Source organism: Pedobacter sp. Bi27 (assembly GCF_918698255.1).
In the GTDB taxonomy this organism is placed as follows: Bacteria; Bacteroidota; Bacteroidia; order Sphingobacteriales; family Sphingobacteriaceae; genus Pedobacter.
Genome location: NZ_CAKKMW010000005.1, coordinates 144,226 through 164,875, shown reverse-complemented (window position 1 = coordinate 164,875; position 20,650 = coordinate 144,226). Strand labels below are relative to the sequence as shown.

At 41.4% G+C, this 20,650-nt stretch carries 13 protein-coding genes and 1 riboswitch; of the genes, 7 read left to right on the top strand and 6 right to left on the bottom strand.

Features of this window, described 5'->3' with window-relative positions:
- Position 1: 1 nt before the first annotated feature.
- Together LQ227_RS17805 and LQ227_RS17800 are read right to left on the bottom strand one after the other, a co-directional pair.
- The gene (locus tag LQ227_RS17805; RefSeq protein WP_230150227.1) at positions 2 to 199 is read right to left on the bottom strand and encodes a hypothetical protein; all 198 of its coding nucleotides are present in this window, start codon (positions 197 to 199) and stop codon (positions 2 to 4) included.
- A gap of 217 nt (positions 200 to 416) precedes the next feature.
- Entirely contained in the window at positions 417 to 614 is a 198-nt protein-coding gene (locus tag LQ227_RS17800) for a hypothetical protein (RefSeq protein ID WP_230150225.1), read from the bottom strand.
- A gap of 303 nt (positions 615 to 917) precedes the next feature.
- Here LQ227_RS17800 and LQ227_RS17795 point away from each other — a divergent pair, with 303 nt between their 5' ends.
- Both LQ227_RS17795 and LQ227_RS17790 read left to right on the top strand, forming a co-directional pair.
- On the top strand, positions 918 to 1,631 hold the full coding sequence (locus LQ227_RS17795) for a DUF92 domain-containing protein (RefSeq protein WP_230150223.1): 714 nt from the start codon (positions 918 to 920) through the stop codon (positions 1,629 to 1,631).
- A 200-nt stretch (positions 1,632 to 1,831) separates the two neighbouring features.
- Entirely contained in the window at positions 1,832 to 2,377 is a 546-nt protein-coding gene (locus tag LQ227_RS17790; RefSeq protein WP_230150221.1) for a putative glycolipid-binding domain-containing protein, read from the top strand.
- A 1,089-nt stretch (positions 2,378 to 3,466) separates the two neighbouring features.
- On the opposite strand, the gene LQ227_RS17785 is transcribed toward LQ227_RS17790, so the two are convergent.
- Positions 3,467 to 4,606 (bottom strand): MFS transporter, encoded by a 1,140-nt coding sequence (locus tag LQ227_RS17785; RefSeq protein ID WP_230150219.1) that lies wholly within the window; start codon positions 4,604 to 4,606, stop codon positions 3,467 to 3,469.
- A 59-nt stretch (positions 4,607 to 4,665) separates the two neighbouring features.
- Complete coding sequence (locus tag LQ227_RS17780) at positions 4,666 to 4,941, bottom strand: helix-turn-helix transcriptional regulator (protein ID WP_215127848.1); 276 nt, start codon at positions 4,939 to 4,941, stop codon at positions 4,666 to 4,668.
- Between the two features lie 305 nt (positions 4,942 to 5,246).
- Positions 5,247 to 5,351: riboswitch (SAM riboswitch) on the top strand.
- Positions 5,352 to 5,430: 79 nt separating this feature from the next.
- Between LQ227_RS17780 and LQ227_RS17775 the strand changes: the two genes are divergently transcribed.
- From LQ227_RS17775 to LQ227_RS17760, 4 genes are read left to right on the top strand one after another with little or no spacing between them, the layout of a single operon-like run.
- Positions 5,431 to 7,653: a transferrin receptor-like dimerization domain-containing protein gene (locus LQ227_RS17775; RefSeq protein WP_230150217.1), complete on the top strand. Its 2,223-nt coding sequence runs from the start codon at positions 5,431 to 5,433 to the stop codon at positions 7,651 to 7,653.
- 15 nt (positions 7,654 to 7,668) lie between these two features.
- The gene (locus LQ227_RS17770; RefSeq protein WP_230150215.1) at positions 7,669 to 10,680 is read left to right on the top strand and encodes a SusC/RagA family TonB-linked outer membrane protein; all 3,012 of its coding nucleotides are present in this window, start codon (positions 7,669 to 7,671) and stop codon (positions 10,678 to 10,680) included.
- 9 nt (positions 10,681 to 10,689) lie between these two features.
- The gene (locus tag LQ227_RS17765; protein ID WP_230150213.1) at positions 10,690 to 12,222 is read left to right on the top strand and encodes a hypothetical protein; all 1,533 of its coding nucleotides are present in this window, start codon (positions 10,690 to 10,692) and stop codon (positions 12,220 to 12,222) included.
- 38 nt (positions 12,223 to 12,260) lie between these two features.
- Positions 12,261 to 12,815, top strand: coding sequence for a TlpA disulfide reductase family protein (locus LQ227_RS17760; protein WP_230140181.1), 555 nt, complete (start codon positions 12,261 to 12,263; stop codon positions 12,813 to 12,815).
- 254 nt (positions 12,816 to 13,069) lie between these two features.
- Here the strand turns inward: LQ227_RS17760 and LQ227_RS17755 are convergent, their stop codons facing one another.
- On the bottom strand, positions 13,070 to 16,135 hold the full coding sequence (locus tag LQ227_RS17755; protein ID WP_230150211.1) for a beta-L-arabinofuranosidase domain-containing protein: 3,066 nt from the start codon (positions 16,133 to 16,135) through the stop codon (positions 13,070 to 13,072).
- A gap of 349 nt (positions 16,136 to 16,484) precedes the next feature.
- Between LQ227_RS17755 and LQ227_RS17750 the strand changes: the two genes are divergently transcribed.
- Entirely contained in the window at positions 16,485 to 20,024 is a 3,540-nt protein-coding gene (locus LQ227_RS17750) for a family 43 glycosylhydrolase (protein WP_230150209.1), read from the top strand.
- A 235-nt stretch (positions 20,025 to 20,259) separates the two neighbouring features.
- On the opposite strand, the gene LQ227_RS17745 is transcribed toward LQ227_RS17750, so the two are convergent.
- On the bottom strand, positions 20,260 to 20,619 hold the full coding sequence (locus LQ227_RS17745; protein ID WP_230150208.1) for a DUF1801 domain-containing protein: 360 nt from the start codon (positions 20,617 to 20,619) through the stop codon (positions 20,260 to 20,262).
- Between the last annotated feature and the right edge of the window lie 31 nt (positions 20,620 to 20,650).

Genomic DNA, 20,650 nt, shown 5'->3' with positions numbered 1-20,650 from the left:
GTTATGGGCGGTTTTGCTGGCCAAGATCAGGCAGTTGAACAACTTGTTCCTCTTCAATTTTTTCCCTGGGAACGCTCTTATCGGTGCGTTCCTCTTTCTCATTGTAGGTAAAGCCAGATCCTCTTACTGTTTCTTCATCATTGATGGGGAATAGACGGCTGTCTTTGTTCGGCTTTTCTTTTTTAGCTGATGTTTTCATGATGCAGGGATTACCTATCTTTCTTTAACGCTTCCGGGCCGAAAAAGGTTTCATAAATCTTTTGCTATTAATCTGAGACGGTGTATTTCCACCAGGCATATTGTAAAATTACATTCTAATAGTGCAAGGCCGAAATTGTTTACCGGGCAGCAAAATCTGTGGCAAACAAGGCAGGATCATAATACAAAAAAAGCAGCGGTTTACCGCTGCGGTCAGGCTATAATAAGCCTGCGATTCCGTTTGATGGTGCTTTCCATTTCAGGTTGGCGATGGTGCCCTTAACCTCTTTTGGACGGCCCTGGTGCTTTGGAGTTACCTGAGCGCTTTCTTGTTGATGGAATTCCCTGCGCTTGTCATCATTGTTGGCTGCTATGGAGATCTTATCCCTTCCGGCACTGCTTTTCTCTTGTTCCATAATCTTTTTATTAAAAAACAAGTGGGAGGGAAGGCTGGTTTTATTCGTTTGGATTTTAGGTATTTTATACGCACCATTAATATAACACAGGTATTAAACGTTGCATGAGACAGTATTCCGCTTCACAAGAGGTCGATCTCGGTTATCCGCCATAAGGATCTTCCAATATTACTAAACAGCGCTTAACTTTTAAAAAATTATCCAACTCCCGACAGATAGCGATTTTGACGTTTTGGGTAGCTTGTTACAGCACAAATATTTCCATGTGCTTTTTCGTAAATATATTTCAAATATATTTGTGATATGTTCAATAGTGGCATCTTTTTGCCTATCATCATTATTTCCGGCATGGCCTACAGTATCTTGGCAAAAAAACTGACGGTTCTGGCCGCTTTTACGGGCGGAGTACTGGCATGCCTTATTTTTACCGCTGCAGGTTACTTCGGGCTTGCAATGATGACCGTGTTTTTTATCCTCGGTTCTGCTGCCACCTCCTTGGAGCGGCACAGAAAGCAGGCTTTTGCCTCCACGGACGAAGAAAAAAAAGGCCGTAATGCAATGCAGGTACTGGCAAATGCCGGAGCTGCGGCCATTGCTGCAATAGTTACCCTGTCTTATCCCCGGCTGGCTTATTTGATGCTTCCGGCAATGGCGGCAGCCTTTGCCTCGGCTACAGCGGATACCCTTTCCTCTGAGCTGGGGATGCTTTATGGAAGACGGTTTTTTAATGTTATTTCCTTTAAGCCCGACCGCTGCGGAATGGACGGGGTGATCAGTCTGGAAGGGACACTGATCGGTATGGCGGGTAGCTGTATTATTGCTGGCATTTATGCGCTGGGCTGGAGATGGAGCATCAGCTTTTTCTTTATTGTTCTTGCAGGTACGCTGGGTAACCTTACTGATTCCATCCTAGGGGCTGTACTGGAGCGCAAGGGGTTGATCGGGAATGATGTGGTCAATTTTTTGAATACATTGACAGCAGCGATTGTGATTGTGTTGCTGGAGGTTTTTCTTTAGGCCGGGATATTCTCCAAGGGCTTGAGGATTAGGAGCGCCATTTGGCTTTTTAAGATGTCACCAATCATGCCTGGTTAATTTGCCTAGGTTAAAAATGCTTTAGGGATGGTTATCCTTTGGAATGACGCTCATGGCCGGACACATGAATTTAGGCTGCTTAAAACCAAGTCGGCATTAAGATTGTTTAATCTCAGATCATAATGGAGAGAAAAATAACATGGGAAGGCCTGGAATACAGGTCCCTCGAAAATTGTACCTTAACGGAAACAGATAATGGTATCTCAGTTACATCCGTTATTACAGGCCAGGTTAATAACCAGGCGATTAAAATCTTATATAAAATTCTTACGGATACGTTGTGGGCAACCTATTTCGTTGAAATAAACGTCATATTGGGCGGATATAAAAAAACAATTCTTCTAGAGAAGAAAGGTGCTTTTTGGCTGGTCAACAATACGATCGATCATCGATTTGATGATTGCGTAGATATTGATATATCATTAACACCTCTTACCAATACATTGCCAATAAGAAGGTTGGTTTTTAATGGACAATCGAGCAATAGGATCGAGGTGATATACATAGATATTATTGCTGATATGATAATGCCTGTAAGACAATATTATACCAAAATATCAGATTCGGTGTACCTGTACGAAAACGAAAAATCGACATTTAAGGCCGAGCTAAAAACCGATTCCTATGGATTGGTAATTGAATACCCGAAACTATTCCGGGAAAAATAGCAATAATCTAATTCCTGGTCATTTAAATTCATTTTAGGTGCTCCCTGATTTTAATGTCTGTAAAGATAATCAACGGTAAAATAGGGTATTTCAGGGAAAATGGCTGCTCGTTTTCTTATCAAACCGAAGTACAACTAATCTTAATTTATCGATCTCTTTGGCGACCCAAATACGCAATTTACCCGCCAACAGGTTAAAGATTACATTAGCGAAAGCACCTACACGTAAGGTAAAAGATGGCACGTTAAAACCGATAAAAAACCTGGTGGCGATCGTTTTTACCTGAAAGATTTACTAGCAGCCTACCTGGAGAGCCAGCAAAAGAGCCGTATTTAATTACCCCTGCTTTACCTGTTCTTTACCCTTTGTTGCTACCAAGTTAACCCCAAGCTTACCCCAGGGTTACCCCGGCGTTACCTTTTCTCTACCTAAAAGGTAAAGCCACAGCTTGCTTTCGCAGAATGACGCCACCGCCGATGGTTATGCTGCCCTTAGGCAGGGCGCCAGCCAATGTAATTAAGTAAGAATTTTAACCACAGATGCGCACAGATAAACACAGATTTTTATATCTGTGTGCATCCTTTCTATCTGTGGTTAAATTATTTTTCGTGTCGGATGGTTTAACTTAATGATATTGGACCGCCACAATGCCCGGGCTTTTGCACCGTCGCCACAACTTTAACGGTTCATTTTAGCTCAATAACGGTGCTAATGAGCTCAATTTAGCTCATTTTAGTCCAAAATGAGGCGCCAATGCTGCTAAGCCACTAGGTTTGGGCATGGATTTAAACATACCGGTATAAACAGAAATCCTTTTTGAACAAACATTTTCTCAATAAAAAACAAAAATTATGGCAACGTATTCAAATGGCGCATTGGCGCATTCTCGGGCAAAGTAGGCCGTGTAATTAGCAGCAACTGGCGTTGCGTAGTCTACCTAAAGGGCCGGCTCAAAAAGCGCAGTAAATCCATATCAGAGTTGGTATTTCTCAGATAAGTTGTAGTAACGCGTTACTGTCAATATCAAAATCCAGAGTCCACATCCGCTGCGCGTGTATTCTAGATTGGTATTTTGAGACTGATAAATTATTAATTAACCAATACTTTCTTTCTTGATTTTACAAAACTCAATAAGTAAGCCAATAACAGAAGAGGTACTGCCATCCAGATTATTTCGTGGACACCAAACTTTGCGATTACAATGCCGCCTAAGAATGCGCCCAGTGATATGCCGATATTATAGCAAGATGTTAAAAGACTGTTTACAAATTCCAATGCATTATGGGGAATGGATTGGGTGGTTCGAATGTTGGGTACCAAAAATCCGCCTGTGTGGATCATGCCCCATAAGGAAACAATAATTACCATAGGGATAAAAATTGTTCCAAAATAATAAGCCAATATTTGCACAGCTATCAAAAGAATAAAAAAGAACCGGCTGGTTAATATTACATTTTTACCGAGTGCAATACCCATTAACCAGTTGCCAAGAATCCCCATTCCACCAAATAGGAGCAGCATAATGCTAATTTGAGCGCCGTTCATATTCGAAATATTTTCAAGGTACGCGGCAAGGTAGCTATAACTCGAGAACATGGCCGCAAGTGTAAGTATGGTAGAAACAAGGTTAAGCCAAAGCCTGGTATCCTTTAAAACATGCAACTGGCTTTCAGCAGATTTTTCGCTGTTGCCCGGCATAGATGGCACAACAAAGAGCAGGCCTAAAAAGGCAATTAAACTGATAATACTGGTTAAGAAAAATGATGCCTGCCAGTTATGAAAGTAATCAGCAGCATAGGTAGTTAAGGGTACACCCAAAACCGTAGCGATGCTAAGGCCAGTCATGACGACCGACACTGCTTTGGCCCCGCCTTGTTTGAACGCTACTGCTAGCGAGATATTCCAGAACAGCGGGTGGAAGAAGGCAGGCAAAATCCTCGCGATCATCAAAATGGTAAAGTTAGGGGAAAAAGCTGAAAGCAGGTTTGAGAGTATAAAAACACCCAAAACAAGGCATAATAAGAACTTGCGATTGATTTTAGAAGTAAGGGCAGTTATAAATGGAGACGATATGGCAACCGTTATAGCAAAGGCACTTAATAACCACCCGGCCATATCCACAGAGACGCCAAACTCCCTGCTGATCGTTGGCAAGATACCAATAACGCCAAATTCGGTAGTGATAATGCCAAAGGCACCTAATGCCAGTATATATATAGACTTATTCATATATTCAAATATTTCGATGTGTATTGGTGATTTGTTTCTAATTTCATATGTAAGCGCCCTTAATCCTTTAACGAATTTAGGCAGGCGATGTACTCATTGAGCACTGTCTCGTTCAGCAGGTATTTGAAATTCCGTCCTTCTTTTTGAGGCACCAGCAGGTCTGCATCAACCAGCTGCTTTAAATGGTGGGATACGGAAGGTTGTGTCAGGTCTAAAAGATCATTTACTTCTGCACAATAGAGGCAATCTTTCTTTTTTTTAAATTCCTGTAAAATAGCGATTCTGTTGGTATCACTTAGTGCCCGGGATATCTTTTCTATCTTTTTGTTATCCATTTTCTTGCTTTGCTCCGAATTAACAAGGGGGCAAGCCTTGGCAAAGGTAAATTTTAATATTGATATATAGAAATGTATCTATGTTTATAAATCATTTTAGGATAAAGGTTCTTGGTCATCCGGCAGATACTGATCTTCCAGTAAGAAGTGGTAAAATCTGCGGTTTAGCTTGCATAATCCTCTTCAGCATGATCGAAAAACCCAAAAGTATTCAGTTTAAAAGCTTGTCAAGCATAAGTTAAATAAATAATATAATTCCTATAGGAATACTAGATTATTATTTTTAGGTTTGCATCATTATATAATACTTATCCAGAAAGACTGAGGGAAGGGCCCTATGACGTCTGAGCAACCTATACACTTGTAAAAGGTGCTAATTCCTTTCTGCCCAAAGGTGGAGAAGATAAGTTGGTTATGCATCCGCATGCTAATTGATTTTGAGGTCGCTCAAAGTTTTTCTGGTAAAAGAACTCCTAAAAAAATCAGAAAATGAAGAAAACTTTTACACTTTTTACGGCTATTCAATTGCTCTGGCTTCCTTTATTCGCGCAAAATAGGCTGAATGGATTTAAAACCCAGAATATTCCGATACAGCGTGAGATTGAGCAGAAATTTGATGCCGGGCTTAATAAAGAAAATATAGGGGCTACTATAAAAGAACTTTCTGCCGATCCCCACCACTTGGGTGCTAAAGGCAGTAAAACAGTAGCAGAATCTGTACTGAAAAAGTTTAAAAGTTATGGCTGGGATGCAAAAATAGAGACTTATTATGTTTTATTTCCAACGCCTAAAACCCGTTCGGTAGAACTTTTAGGGAGCAACAAATACAGTGCCTCGCTCGAAGAAAAGGCTATTCACGAAGATTTAGCAACCGCACAGCAAGGGCAATTGCCTCCTTACAATGCCTGGAGTGCCGATGGCGATGTTAGTGCAGGTCTTGTTTTTGTAAATTACGGTCTACCGGCTGATTATGAAAAGTTGGAGCGTTTAGGTATCAGCGTAAAAGGCAAGATTGTTATCGCAAAATATGGCAGATCGTGGCGGGGCACTAAACCTAAAATAGCCTACGAACATGGTGCGGTGGGCTGTATCATTTATTCGGATCCAAAAGATGATGGCTTTGTGAAAGGAGATGTATATCCGCAAGGCGCTTATAAGCCAGAATTTGCTGTTCAACGAGGATCGGTAATGGATATGGTAATTTATCCCGGTGATCCATTAACACCCGGAATCGGTTCTACCAAGAATGCCAAAAGGTTGGAGCGGGCAGACGCCAAAACGATTCTTAAAATTCCGGTTCAGCCCATCAGCTATCACGATGCTTTGCCATTGCTTGCAGCACTTAAAGGTCAGGTGGTACCTACCGATTGGAGCGGTGGCTTACCCGTTACCTATCACATTGGCGATGGAAGTACCGTGGTCCGTTTAAAACTGGCTTTTAACTGGGATATTGTGCCAGCTTACAATGTTGTAGCAAAACTTGAGGGAAGTAAATTTAAAAATCAGTGGATTATACGCGGCAATCACCACGATGCCTGGGTAAATGGCGCTGCAGATCCGGTAAGTGGATTGGCCTCCCTTTTGGAAGAAGCAAAATCTATCGGGAAATTGGCAAAGGCAGGTATAAAACCTAAACGAACACTTGTTTATATTGCCTGGGATGGAGAAGAACAATCGCTTTTAGGTTCAACAGAATGGGTAGAAGACCATGCTGACGAGTTAAACAGTAAAGCAGTTGCCTACATCAATTCGGATGGCAATGGCCGTGGCTTTTTGGAAGCTGGCGGTTCCCATGCCTTGGAAAATTTTGTTTCAGAAATTTCGAAAGAGGTAAAAGACCCTCAGGTTGGTTCTAATGTTTTTGAACGCTGGAAAGCCAATAAAGCCATTTCTACAGCCTCGCTTACCGAACGTAAGAAAATACAGGATAGCCAAACACTCGATCTGGGGGCGCTCGGTACAGGATCAGATTATTCAGCGTTTTTGCAGCACCTGGGCATACCTACTTTAAGCCTTGGTTTTGGCGGTGAGGATGATGGAGGAGAGTACCATACCAATTTCGATACTTACGACAATTTTGTGAAGTTTAAAGATCCTGGTTTTGACTACGGATTGGCCTTATCGCAAACAGCCGGACGGGCGGTATTACGCTTGGCCAACGCAGATGTACTTCCATTTGATTTTTCTAATCTTCAGGCTAAAATAGCGATTTATGTTACAGAAGTAAACGCTTTGGCAAAGCAGCTTAGAGAAGGTGCCCAAAGCCAGAATAAGCTCATTTCAAGTGGTGCTTATCAGCTCGCCAACGATCCCAAAGAAAACTTGAAAAATCCTCCTGTACAGGTTGAATTACCTGAATTTGATTTTAAAGCACTGAACTTAGCAGTAGATAGTTTAAAAACTGCATCATCAAAACTTAGTCAGACCGTAACCGCTGCACTCGCTTCGGATACTAAAACTGATCAACTGAATACCTTACTTTTTCAGGCTGAAAAACAATTGCTTCTACAAGCAGGTTTACCTGGGCGCCCGTGGTATAGGCATAGCATTTATGCCCCTGGTCTGTACACTGGCTATGGCGTTAAAACCCTTCCCGGTGTGAGAGAAGCCATTGAGCAGTACCATGCAAAAGAAGTACAGGAACAAATTCTCGTGTTAACAACTTCAATCTTAAAACTCACTCAATTTCTCAACCAAACCAATCATCCTTAATTATAACCCCTAAACATGAAACTTTTTTTTACCCATTTAATCGTCTGCTTTGTTTTGCTTAGCAGTTTGCAGGCTTTTGCTCAAAATACCATTCGCGGTAAGATTACCGACAGTAAAGATAAGCAAGCACTTATAGGTGCCACCATAAAGTTAAAAGGCACCAAAATTGGCACCAGTACCAACGGTAAAGGAGAATTTAATTTAAACTTATCTCAAAAAGCTGATAGTATCATCATCCATTTTCAGGGCTATTTAGAACAGGTTGTAGCCATCAATAACCGATCGGAAATTAATGTGGAATTGAAAGAAGATGTACATCTCTTAGCTGATGTGGTGGTTACTGGCGTTGCAGAAGGCACCAGCCGTAAAAAACTGACCTTTGCCCTAACAAAAGTGAATAACGATCAGATTAATACCGTTCCGGCAACAGATGCCTCTCAAACTTTAAGAGGAAAGGTTGCAGGGATCCAGATCAGCCAATCTTCTGGTAATTCGGGGGCAACGGTTTATCTGCGTGGCGCTAAATCGGTATCTGGCAATATTGCGCCGCTTTTGGTGGTGGATGGGTTTGTAACTGCATTAAACCTGTCTGACTTAAATCCGCAGGATATAGAATCTATTGAAGTGGTTAAAGGCGCAGCAGCTTCGGCGCTTTATGGCACCAGGGGTGAGGGTGGAATTATCCAGGTGCTCACCAAAAAAGGAAAAGGTACCGGGAAGGTGAATATTATTGTCGATAATGAATTTGGGTTAAGCAATGTACAAAATACGCCGCCAACTTCCCAGTTTCATCATTTTAAGGTTAATTCCGATGGTTCATTCGTGCTTAACGGCAACGCCAGGACCATCGATGTACAAGCAAACGGTTATTCCCTTAACCTTCACCCATATCCAAATGTATACGATAATGTGGCTAACATGTTAAACAACAATCCATATTTTACAAACTTTGTTTCGGCATCAACTGCAGGCGATAAATATACTTTGTACGCATCTTTTCAAAATCAATATAAAGGCGGAGTTGCAGAACCTGTGGGTGCTGATAAAAGACAAACGGCCTTGTTTAATTTTGGTTATAAACCGGATAAAAACTTAGAGATTAACCTAAGCCTGCAATACTTTAACAACAAAACGCCTTCTTCTTCGATATCATCAAGTGGTAGCGGCTCCTTGTTATATGCCACCTCACTATACGAACCTTTTATCAATCTTCAGGAACGCGATGCTTCAGGGAAATATGCTTTTAAACCCTATGGTTTTGATATACAGAACTTCAATGTAAACAATCCTTTTTATCAGTTAAGCTACCGTGAATATGAAAATAACAGCGATAACTTACTTGCCGGTATAAAAGTGAAATACCAGTTTACCGATAAGTTGAATGCGGAGGTATATACTTCCATACAGAATGAAAATTACAATGAAACGGATTACTATCCGATTGGCTTTCAGACGATTTCTGCCGACATTACCCGTAACAATGGTTATTATGGCGAACAGACATCAAAAACCACTTCCAAAAACGGACAGGCCCAGTTAAACTATAACAATAAATTTAACGATTTCGACTTCGGGGCAACGCTAAAAGCCGTATACGAAGAGAACAGGATTACTTCATTATCTGGTTCTGGCTATAACCTGAGTGCACCTGTTAAAAGTTTAGCTGCGGCCTCAGCTGATAGCAGAAGTATTGGCTCTACCTGGGAACAAACAGTTAACTACGGTTACTTTTTAAACCTAAAAGCCGCTTGGAAAGAAAAGATTTTTGTTGATGTGCTTGGCCGCTTGGATAACAGTTCGCGATTTGGTGCTGATGTTGGAACAGCGTTTTTTCCAAGGGTATCTACCGCATATCGGTTAACAGAAGATGTGAAGTTGGGTATCATTAACGAATTAAAATTGAGGGCAGCTTATGGTAAGGCCGGAAGTTTGCCTCCGTTTGGTGCTAAGGATAGTCAGGTTTCCTTATCCAGTTCTGGCGGCGTAAGTTATAATCAACGTGAAAATACAGATCTGAAAAGGGCTATTACCTCTGAACTCGAATTTGGTATTGATGCGCAGTTGTTTAAACGTATTAATGTTCAGGCCAATTATGCGTTTTCGAAAAGTATAAACGATTTTATCCTGGTGCCGGCTTTTCCTCCAACTACAGGTTCGGCAAGAATTTATGGGAATTTGGGTGCAGTAAAATCGAACTCGCTCGAGCTCGAAATTAACGGCAACGTGATTACCAAAAATGCCTTTACCTGGAATACCGGAATTACCTTTAGCAGAATTAGAAGTAAAATTACCTCGTTGGGTGATGTACCAGAGTTTACCGATGGCGATTTTAGAAAAGCACCTGGAGTAAGCCCTTTTGCCTTTTATGGTTATAGTGTGCTCACTGGTCTCGATCAATTGGAAACCAATGCACAGGGGCTTGTTACCAATGCAGCAGGTGGAATTTACAAGCTGAGCGATTTTGCTGTTAACCAATTGGGCTTTGTGGTTTTGAAAAGCCAGCAAGGTATGGCAGCTGAAACACCTTTGTTGTACCAAAATGCAGCTACTGGTAATTCGAAAATTATTGGAGATGCACAGCCCGATTTTATTGTCGGTTTTTCTAATACCTTCAATATTGGCCCTTTATCGCTATATGCGGTGCTGGATTGGAAAAAAGGAGGTCAGAAATATAACGAAACCCAGCAGTATCTTACTTATCAATACCGTTCCCCATTTTCTGATCAGGCGGCGCAGGCAGGTTTGCCACTTGCCTTTACTACAGCGGTTTTTAATGCCCAGCAAACCACCGATTACTGGTTGCAGAACAGCAGCTACGTATCATTAAGAGAAGTTTCGTTAAGCTACAAATTGCCGCTAAAAGCTATTGGGATACACCGGGTATTAAGTAATGCCAGACTTGCCTTAGTTGGCCGTAACCTATATACCTGGACATCCTTTACCGGGGTAACGCCAGAGGGCAATCAGGATTTTTACGATTATCCAACCTACCGCATTTACAGCGCAAAACTTACGCTAAACTTTTAACGAACAGAAATGAAAAATATATTCTACATATCACTTATTGCCTTAAGCCTTAGCGCCTGCAAAAAAACAGATTTTGATAATCCAACAACGCTGACGAATCAGGAAGCCATCGATCAGATAAAAGATCTCGGACTTAAGCTCACAACAAGTAGCGTTCAAACCGTCTTTAGCACTTCAACAAGTGCATCGGGCACACATTTTAGTCTTTTGGCCGATCAGACGACCAATACCAACGGAAATTCTTCCTGGTGGGATTTTGCAAACGAACCGCGTCTACGTCTCAATAACAATACATCTTACCGTGGCGCAGTTACCTGGAATACATTTTACAATAACTTTTATCAAGCCAATTTAGATGCCACGCTGGCATTGGATATTATTGAAAAGCAGGGTAAAAAGATTTACGATACACAGGGGGCCGATAGAACGCAGGATTGCCTTATTGCGGCCTATTATGCCAAAGGAGTAGCCCAAGGCTATCTTGGTGTTATTTTCGACCGTGGTATTATTGTGGATGACGTGAACTTGAGCACGAAAGATTTTCCTGATTCTTACAAGGCCTTAATTGCCAATGGAATCAAGCTGATTGATAAATCTATAACGCTGGCTGAAGCGAATGCACAGTTTAAATTCGATTTCCTCAGCGGAAAAACATTCAGTAAAGCCGACTTCATTAAACTGGCCAATTCAATGGCTGCAAGGATTTTATCATCCGAGGCCCGTGATAAAACCGAAGCAGAAAAAATTGGCGATGCACAGTGGAATAAAGTATTGGCCTACGCTGAAAAAGGGTTTACTACCGATTTTGTGATCACTACGGTAACAGGGGGCTATTACAATCAGTTATTGACCAATTTGTTACAGCGCAATTCAGATGGTTCTGGTTGGTTACCACCAGATCTTAAAATCGCCTATTTGGCCGATAAAACAGGAAACACCCCTAAATTTTACCCTTTAACCGGAATATTACCCAACATTAGCAGCAATGATAAACGTTTCGATAGTTATTTTGGATACACCACAAGTTTTGGAATATTTATCGAATCGCGTGGGCGTGGGCTTTTTACCAATTGGTACCGAAGAAGATGGTATAATACAGCCAATACGCTAAACTCGCCTGGTGCGGTTAATCCTTATTTCCTAGCCGAGGAGATCAGGTTACTAAAGGCTGAAGCCAAATTTTGGCTGAAGGATTATGCTGGCGCAGCTGCGATACTAAATGATCCAGCAGCTGCAAGAAAAGCCATAGGAACGCTTCCTGATGTTGCAGCAACCCAGGCTGATTTGAGAAAACAATTGCATTACGAATACGCCATTGAAATAGATGGCGCTGGTGGGGCATTTCTGCCATTTACGTTTATGCGCAGGAATAATTTACTTGTAGGCGGTACGCCAACTGAATATCCCTTGCCGCAACTCCAGCTCGATCTGGTAAAACAACCCGTTTATACTTTTGGTGGCAACGCTTACTTCGGCGAAAAAGGAAAATATGGCGAAGTAGCCACTGCTCCTGATGAAGGCTGGAAAGCTGCTGAAAAATAATTTAGACAACATTATTACCCTTTAAACTTATCATTATTATGAAAATTAAACTATTAACCTTAGCCGCAGTTTTGCTTACACTTAGTGGATTTGCGCAACAGCCAAAATTCGAAAACCCCAATGCCGATAGCAGAGGCTATCTGGTAAAAGTAGGGGATAAAGCCCCTGATGATTTTGAACTTGTTCTCCATGATGGCAAGAAAACCACATTAAAAGAATTAAAAGGAAAAATTGTCATCCTACAGTTCACCGCTTCGTGGTGTAAAGTATGCAGAGAAGAAATGCCTTATTTAGAAAAGGACATCTGGCAGGCCAATAAAAATAAAGATGTGGTATTGATTGGTGTTGATCGGGATGAACCATTAGATGTGGTACAGAAATTTCACAAAGACATGAATATCACTTATCCATTGGCCCTAGATCCTGGTGCTAAAATCTTCCAGAAATTTGCTGATAAAAAAGCTGGCGTAACGCGTAACGTAGTGATCGACAGGGATGGTTACATCAGATTTTTGACCAGATTATATGATAAAGAAGAATTTAGTCTTCTGGTTAAAAACGTTAAAGAATTAACTGAAAAGGCAAGTAAGTAAGAATTTTGCTTGTTTTGTGAGCGGCTGTTTCTTCAAAAAGAACACAGCCGCTTCTCTTTTCTATCCAAAAGATATGAAAATGAGATAATGATCGGGTAGCGATAAATGATCAAAACCATAGAAGAGATTGAATTTTTATAAATCAATACTCCAGCACAAACAAAATTCCTATACTGGAATTTTATAACATGATAAGCGTTAAGTTATTCTGCTCTTGACTTGTGGGCCATCCTCAGCTATTAGTGCAACATTGCCTATTTTAGTGTAACATCCAGGTAAACAGAATGACGCCCGTATGTTTCGTAAAATGGTTTGAAAACCACATCATCAATAGTGAACTGTAAAGATTGTGGATCACCCTTGATTGATTTGCCGATATCTTTGGCATCTAAGGTTACTTTGCGCCAATCTTTTCTGGCTTCTGGTTCCTGCGCTGCCAACAATACCGGTCCGTAAAATAAACTGGCAATGTTCTGCTGATCCATAACCGGATCCAGGTGGAATTGGAATGGCATCTTTAAATCTACAATATCGCCATTTTTCCAGGTACGGCTTATCTTTAGGTAACTGCCTGGCTCAGCCTGAAACTTTTGTTCTTTCCCGTTGATCTTTACAAAGAATCCTTTTGTTGCCCAGCCTGGCACACGCACATTGAGGTCAAATTTTCCGTTGCCCTTAATGGTCAAACGGGTGTGGTCTTCTTTTGGAAAATTTGTTGTTTGTTCTACCCTAATCTGGCGTTCTGTCCATGTTAGTGTTGAGGGAATGTACAGGTTCACATAAAGCGCCTGGTTATCTTTACTTTTAAAGTAGATTGAATTTTGTAATTTGGTGCTGCTCTCTATTGCAGTGCCGTTACAGCAGGTAAAACCCGTCATATCTGCATTGCCAAATTGTTTAACAGATCCTGGTCTGAGTGGTACATGATAGGTATTGGCAGGACTGTTCTGTGCAACAGATGCCAGGATATGATTGTATAAGCCACGCTCATAATAATCCATCAGTTCTGCCCGCTGATCGAAGAGAAATAGGTCTCCAGTCAGTTTTAGCATATTATAGGTGGCACAGGTTTCATTCTGACCTCCTTCAGAGAAGCCGTTTTCGTACAAAGTAGCTGGCTGCGCAATAAAACACTCCGCATTGGCAGGGTTACGGGCACCTGCAACGCCTCCGATACTGTACATGTAATCGTCTACCATTTTGTGCCAAAAGTTATCCGCTATACTGTAATATTCAGGTTTATTGGATACCCGGTACATTTCGATACTCCCTACAATTTGGGGTATGTGCTGATTGGCATGCAGTCCACGGAAAATATCTACGTTTTTGGCCAGCCCATGCGAATGTACTGTATCGCCAAAGAAAACCTTTATATTATCAAATAATTGTGCTGTTTTTAGGTATTTCGGATCATTTGTAGTCTGGTATAAACGGGCCGTTACATCATTCATGCCCCCGTACTCGCCAGCAATGTAGGTATTCCACATCCTGATAAGCGTTTCCTGAGGCAGCTTGCTTAAGCGGGTATATACCCAATCACTCATGTCGGTAGCTATTTTAAGTGATTTTTTATTGCCACTTACCTCATATACGTCTATCAAGCCAGCCAAAATTTTATGCAAGGTATAATACGGGGCCCAAACCTGGTTTTTCTGTCCTCCATACTTCGCTCCGTTTTCCAACATGATAAACTGATCGGGAGGATAGGCGCTGATGAATCCTTTTCCCCAGTTCCAATAATCGGTACGAATGCCCGATGCACTAAGGTCAGAATCATAATCTGATTTACCGGGGCCATGCGGTACAGCGCTTGGATCAGATACCGAGGTGGAAGCTGAATTTTTAGGGTTACCTGATAATTGGGATAGTTCATAGAGTGTATTGATCATATACTCCATTTTTTTTGAGAAATTGGCCTGCAGTGCCTTGTCATATCCAGTGCTGGCATAGGCCTGGGCAATTGCCGAAAGGTAGTGGCCTGTGGCATGCCCCCTTAATTTGGTATCCTCACTGTCCCATACCCCCAAAGGTTTTGCTCCTTCGGGTTGTTTCTGGCCAAAAGCCTGGCGGAACATGTATAGGAAGGAGTTAGGGTCGGTTTTAGCTAATGTTTTGATAAATTTATCACGGTTTTCGATAAATTTGGTTGCATGGCCATGAACATCCGTTTGTAGAGAAACCCTGTTTAAAGCAAACGGCTCAAGCTTTAAAGTTGGCGCAGCTGATTTTTTAAGCGCTTTTACGGTTACAAATGCTTTAGGTTGAAAAGACGTTCCCGCAACACGCCCGGTAACGGTGTAACTTCCAGGTTTCAAGACCGTGCTATTATCAGTTGGAGAAGGCCACAACACACGCACTTTTGGACCTTTCATCTTATTTTTGTAGGTACCCGGTACATAACTGGGTAATCGTGGTAAATTTCCTACTTCTGTTTCCACCTGAATATCTGATACATGGGCTAAATAAGTATTGTAAAGCTGTGGAGTGCCAGAAGAAAACTTTGGGAGATCATCTTCACGCTTACCTACATTTACCGCACTTTCTTGGGTGCCTCTTTGAGCATTGCGATAAATTCCGGCAATCTGCCCCGCACTTAACGGAACCCGGTAAATACGGAAATCATGTATCATGGCATTCAGATAAGGATCTCCAGGTACTAACGATTTTCCGATATACAACAGGTTTTTTGCCCCTGATTGCTGATCGAATACCGTTGTTAACTCCAGGGCGATATGCTTAACTTCGGCCACAGGCTTGCTGTTCACATAAGTCACCATAGATTTTGATGGAATATCTATCACAATGGTAATATAGATCCATTTATTCAGTTCTAAAGCAGGAGCAACCGCTGTGTTTTTATTGTTCTCCTTTGCCGTGATCGATGTCTGGAAACCTTCCTCAGCATTTGTTCCAATAGGTGCTGCAGAAAAATGTTTGGTTACGTCCTTCCCGAAATCAAAAAACCGCTGGCCGGGCTGCTTCGAACGGAGGTATATCCATCCTGATATGCTGAGCGATTCTATATCTGTTAATACTTCTCCTGGAATTGTGACAAAGGAATTGTTATCCCCAGAGAGCGATAAAACCTTTCCAAATCGGCTGTCGTTGATAAATTTGACTCCGTCGCCCTGAAATTTGGCATGAAAATTATTTCGTGACCAATCTTTGGCATCTCCATTAAAGATATAACGCGCACTCATTCCCGTTTCACCGATCCCGTCTAATATCTGGTCTCCATTTTGTGCATTGGCAGAAGTGATACCCATGGCTAAAATAGTGGGGAACAGGATGGTACGCAAGAATACTTTGTATATTTTCATGTTTAAATCATTTTATCAATAAACTCCTTCTTAGATCTGGTTATATCAAAGATATTTTATGCCCGGATCTTTTACTAAGTGCAAATGAATTTAAAGAATATTGAATAAAAACAACCCTTAAAATTCATCGATAAAACTATGAAGAAGCCCTGTGTTTTTATGCTTCTTTTTTATCTGATAGCTACTAGATTTTAACAAGTACCCCGCAGTACAACAAAGATTGGGGTGCTTGGTTAAAATACTAATGTTATGCATTAATATACAACGGAAATCTAGGTTACGCTTCATTTATATTTACATCCCGATCCATCAACTCTGGTTTTTATAGGTCGGGATATCAACAATAATTATGAAAAACACTTATCTGAACCTCTTCGTTTTTTTTCTCCTATATACCGCTTTTCATCCTGCAATGGGGCAATCTCAGCATTTGACGAAGGGACAGGGCAATCCTGTTATACCAGGTTATTTTGCAGATCCAACGGTTAAAAAATTTGGAGATACGTATTATATTTATGCAACAACCGATGGCAATGGGGGTGGGTTCGGCCCATCGCAGGTATGGACTTCAAAAGATTTTGTGAACTGGACCATGCAGGATATGAACTGGCCAACAACCCATCATTACTGGGCGCCAGATGCAACACAAGGCCCTGATGGAAAATATTATCTATACTACTGTCAGCCCGTTGAAATATTCGGTGCATCTTCAGCAACACCAGTTGGTCCATGGACATCCCTTTTGGCACCTGGAAAACCAATAGTTTCAAATTTTATGGTACCCAAAGTGATCACCCTTGATGGGCAGACTTTTAAAGATGACGACGGTAAGTACTATATGTATTGGGGTACCTGGGGCATTTATCCGGGCCATGGTTGTGGCGTTGGCTTATTGAATGCCGACATGAAGTCGTTTTCAAAACTTGCGCAGATCCCGAATACCGATGCAAAAGACTTTTTCGAGGCTCCATTTGTATTTAAAAGAAAGGGTGTTTATTATCTTACCTATTCATCCGGATATTGCGAAGATGGAACCTACAGGGTACAATATGCCACTGCAAGCAATCCGATGGGACCTTTTAAGTATGGCCCAGATAATCCTATCCTCGCCACAAACGGCGATGGAACGGTGCACGGACCAGGGCACCAGTCTGTTCTGCAGCAGGGAGACGACTTTTACCTAATTTATCACCGGCATAATAACCCACACAACGACGGTGGCTATCACAGGCAGGTAGCAGCAGATAAAATGATCTTCGATGAGAAAGGAAATATACTGAAGCTGGTACCTACACATTCAGGAATCGGCTATTTGGCAAAAAATGCGAATCCTCATCCAAATCTGGCGCTGGGCAAAGCCGCAGTGGCCTCTTCAGCTTATGATCAGGATTTTAAACCAGAATTTGCATTCGATGATAATAACGGAACTTTATGGAAAGCCAAAAACAATATCGGTCCCTCGTGGATCCAGATTGATTTAGGCCGGGCTTATGATGTTAAAAGTGTACATACTCAATTTGAATATGCTACCTGGTACTATCAATACAAAATCGAATATTCGCTCAATGGCAAAACATGGCGACTCTACATTGATAAGCGTAAAAACACCCAACATGGAAGTCCGATGATCGATTTTGGAAACGTTAAGGCCAGATATCTGCGTACAACAATTTTACGGACAGAATATCCGGGCTTAAATAAGGCGATATGGAACATTAAGGTTTTCGACAATGCTGAATATAATCCAGTGATGAATACCAGCGTCAAAAAATGGAAATCTTTGCAACGTTTTGAGCCGAAGGGACTGTTGGTTGATCTGAACTTTGATCACCTTCGTATAGGATCAATAGCAGCCCATGTCCAAAATAATGGAAAATTAGCTGGTGTGTTTTCTGCTAACGGAACAAATAAGCCGGTTACTTCAATGATAGGTGGAAAGAAAGCTTTGGTTTTCTCTGGCACCGAGCGCCTGTCATCATCCGTTCGTGCGCCTTCATCTATGCTGGGGAACAGCAGTTATAGCGTGAGTATGTGGGTGCTGAACCCAGAGATTAATAAAGAAGAAACCATCATTTCATGGACAGGGAGAGGTGGTGTTGATTTAAGCAATGCCGCAGTAGGTTATGGGAATAGTAAAGGTGCGGGCGCTTCCACCCATCTTGGCTGGGCAGATTTAGGATACAGGAATTTACCCAAAGCAAATGAGTGGCATATGATAACCATGGTTTTTGATGGGACAATGGAGCGAATATATGTTGATGGAAAATTGGATAGGGCAGAAAGAAGGATGCTTTTCGTAAATAATCTTACCAGGTTTCTTGTAGGCGGAAATGATGATGGAACTTCAGGATTTTCTGGAGCGCTGGCCGCTTTGAAAATTTATGATGTTCCATTAACCGATACAGCGATTAAAGCGGCTTATACAAAAGGCATAACTAACCATACGGTTCTGTACGCAGCTGCAAAAAACCTTGAATATGGGGATTTAGCAAACTGGCCCAACAATGGGGCAGCTTTGGGAGAACTGACATGCAAAGGAAATGTGCAAGTTGCCGATATTAGTGGGAAAACAGCTGCTGTATTGGCAAATGGCAGTAAAGTCCTCATGGGAGATCGCATTACAAAAGAAGTCGATTTTTCAAAACCATTTAGTGCTGTTTTTTCTCTTTTGCCTGCTGTTGGCTCAAAAACAGATCTGTTTTTTGGTAAAGGAAATAAAGCCGTGAGGATAGTGGGTAATGGCAAATGGCAACAGTTAATCTGTTCTTTTTCTCAGGGCAAGTTCCAGGTATTTATTAATGGTAAACCAGCGAGTTATGCACTGGTACCTAATAATCAAAGAGACGAGCGTATTTTGATTGAATCTTCTGGTGGAAGACCAGGTGCCACAACAGCAATATCATCAATTTCAATATACAATTATGGTCTTGATCATAGTGCTTGCTTAAAAGAATTTAATTTTTGGGAACAAACCTTGGGAACAGACAGCTTAAAAGCATCATTTGCCTTAAAACCATCGGCAGTTACACCAAATATGGTTTATATGGTTGCAGATAAACCTAAACTGCCAGGCAGTGACCTCGAATATCTTTTTAAAAATGATAAAGATAATGGGAATGCGAAATTGTTACGGTCATCAGATTATATGGATTTTTCGGTCCTTCCGCAAAGCAGTTATCATTATACGGTGAAAATCAGGGATAATTTTGGAAATGTTACCCAAACATCGCTTCCCTTTGCTGTTAGAACAGATTCTTCACAATTTGTGATCAGAAAACAGCGTGGGGCGGCCCGGTCTGTTCCGGCAATGAAAGACGGCCTGTCAGGAACTTCATGGGATGGTTTATTGGGAAATGCAGATACCGTTATACAACAATCGGGTATCCTAAAGATGGTTTCGCACAATACATTTTGGGATGGATCGGAGGCAATAGGGCCTTTCGCCTACAACAATGTGGAGGGTGATTTTATCGCCGAGGTAATGCTTTCAGATATGCTGGGGCTCAAGGAGAAGAAAGCCTATGGTGCAAATGAGGCAGGTATAATGGTTAAAGCTCCAACAAATGGAAGAATGCTTTTACAAAACGGCATTATGCCAGGCTGGGGCGTTGGAAATATTGTTACCGACCTTGGGAATGGTGGCAGAAGGCAGACGAACAACCTCTCTGGATGGACTTTTTACAGGCATCTGCAGGTACAACGGCTAGGAAATACATTTTTTATGCGCGGTAGCAATGATGGAAAGGCTTGGGTAGATCTTCCTGGCAGCCCGGTAAAAAGGGATGATTTGGGAAATAGTGGCTTACAGGTTGGTGTTTATCATGCTACTTATGGTGATGCCTCCGGTGATACATCTTTTAGCGGTTTTAAGATTATCCAAAAGAAATGAAGCGAACATCGATGCGTCACAAGATGAAGCTCATTTTAATAAAGAATGTAGCTCAATACAGCCACAAAATGAGCTATAAACAAAAGCAGCATGAGCCATAAATTAAAAAATTAGACTTGAAATCAGTATTTCTTTATTGTTGTTCAAGAGGCAGTAAACTCGCCAAGGACCTAGAATTATGCAAGAAATGCTTCGAAATTGTTCTGCCAAGAATACTTTTGAGGACAAAGCGAATTTATTTGTCCATCAGTTCAACCCAGGCATTAACCATTTTTTCAATGAGTTCCTTGTTTGCTGTTACCTGATCCATAGAATAAAATTTTGCATAAACCTTTCCCTTAGTTGCCTCTTCAAGAAAGTCTGATTTTACATTGATCAGCGCTCCTTTGTGAAAGATAAGGGCTACATAGTTTTTGATCCTTGGATTGAAAGTAGCCAGGTCTTCTTTGTAAAGAAAACTAGGGCCTCCCCACTTTATGTCTTCTTCTATTTTAGGGTTTGCATTGACAATAATAGATCTTACTGCTTCAAGTTCTGCTTTAAGTGGGTGTTCAAGTTTAGCGATAAACTCATCTACTTTCTTTGTATGTTTCATATTGGTTTGATATTAGTGATTATAACAAATA